Source organism: Aminobacter sp. P4_H6_2 (genome assembly GCF_056400805.1).
In genome coordinates this window covers 1-1684 of record NZ_JBFUKO010000888.1, presented here as the reverse complement: position 1 = coordinate 1684, position 1684 = coordinate 1, and the positions used below count along the sequence as shown (strand labels likewise).

The following is a 1684-nucleotide window of genomic DNA, read 5'->3' as shown; positions in this document are numbered from 1 at the left end:
GATCGTGCGTTGGCATTTGCCGGGGCAAGCAGGAAACTGACGGCCGCCGGAGCCCCTTCCGGATGGTCGATCACGGCGCTCGCCGAGAACGAAATGGTTCCGGGCTCGACTGCGCGGCTGACAGCGCCGGCAGATATTCCGCTCGGCAGCGGATGACACACCACCGCGTGCTCGTGCTCGAGGAAGCGGACGGTCTGGAATTCGGGGACAACTGGCGAGACTGAAACATCGACGATTCGGCTCAGCAGGGCCGGCGCCAGGCGGTAATCTTCGATGAACTGGCCGTCGAGCAGGTCGGTGGGCGCGATCATGTTTGGCATACGAGCTGGCTTGACGCCGGGCAGTCCTGTGAAAACGCGGAATGCCAGCGGCCTGAAATCAAGGTCGGGATGCGAGGCCTCCGACCTGGCCGTGTAGCGCTCGCTGGCAATCGGGACGCCAAGCGACAGCCCGACCGTCTCGTGACCCGTGGTCGACACCCGCAGCCGCAATGTCTTCGCCCCAAGTCCGCAAGCCCGCGGCAGCGAGAAGAAATTCCAGTTCGCGACGAGCTTTGAAGCGGGAACGCTCCACTCGGCCACGCCCTCGCGGCTCTCGACATAGCTCAGCGTGACGACCAGCTCGACGCCGTCCCTAGGCACTGAATTGAGATGGAGGGCGATGCCGGCCACGCCCTGGCTGGAGACCGGCAGAAGCTGCTCGACATAGGAACTCGACAGTAACTGACCGATACCCTCGTCCTTCGGGTCGACATAGGGATCATGCGCAAAGACTTCCGCCACCGGCTCCCAGTTACGCGCCTGGAACGCATCTTCGAGCGCGCGGTAGTTCTCGAACAGCACCTCGCGCTCCCGGCGAAGCATGGCGAGTTCCGAAGACATCGAGGCAGTGAACCGTGACAGCCGCCCCAACCCACCCTCGGCCAGCGCAACAATGAGCGTGCACATCTCGGCCCCGTTTCGGGCATCGAGCCGCTGGACGGGGACTTCCGGCACCGTGGCAAGCCGCCTGAGCGAGACGAGCGCGTCCCTCAGGTCAGCTTCGGCTTCTTCCGAAAAAGCTATGGCAATGAGAGGAAAGGTGTTCTTGAGGATCGGTTGCGAACGTATGCAGTCGTCGAGAAAGACGACTAGATGTTCAATTCCAGCCTTTTGAAGGTTCGCCCGATCCAGTTCTGACGCAGCAATCAGCTTTATACTCGCCGTCGATTGCTTCCCGCCAGAAGACATCAACATTTGCACGCATCACCCTCAAAAAAATAGTAATATAGTTCGAAATCTGAATTCAATCAGACGGCACAAATCATTGACAACCATTCGAGAAGACACGTAGCAACAAATGCGACTACGGACAATAATAAAAATCAGGAATTTACTTGAAAGTATACTTCAAAACTTGAAGTAATAATTGCGCAATCTGCATTTCGCCGATGGAAAGGAAGGCTATCCCGTCATTTTTGCAACCAGAGCAACCTGGTTCGCAATGCATGCATCCAGCCGGAAGCGCTGCTCGATAGCCCGGCGCGCGGCGATCCTGAGGTCAGCGAAGCTGTCCGGGCTCTTCAGGACTTCGAGGATCGTCTCGGCGAGAGCGTCCGTGTCGAAGAACGGTACCAGAACTCCGTTGCGGCCCGAACTGATGACCTCGCGGACAGGCGCGGTATCGGAGCCGATGACGAGAGCAC

2 protein-coding genes are annotated in these 1684 nt (G+C 59.0%); both read right to left on the bottom strand.

Going from position 1 to position 1684, the window contains the following annotated elements:
• A partial coding sequence (locus AC1DUU_RS31360; RefSeq protein ID WP_476787200.1) for a DUF6212 domain-containing protein occupies positions 1-1229 on the bottom strand: 1229 nt, incomplete at its 3' end.
• Positions 1230-1442: 213 nt separating this feature from the next.
• Positions 1443-1684: glycosyltransferase (locus AC1DUU_RS31355; RefSeq protein ID WP_476787199.1), on the bottom strand; the 242-nt coding region annotated here is incomplete at its 5' end.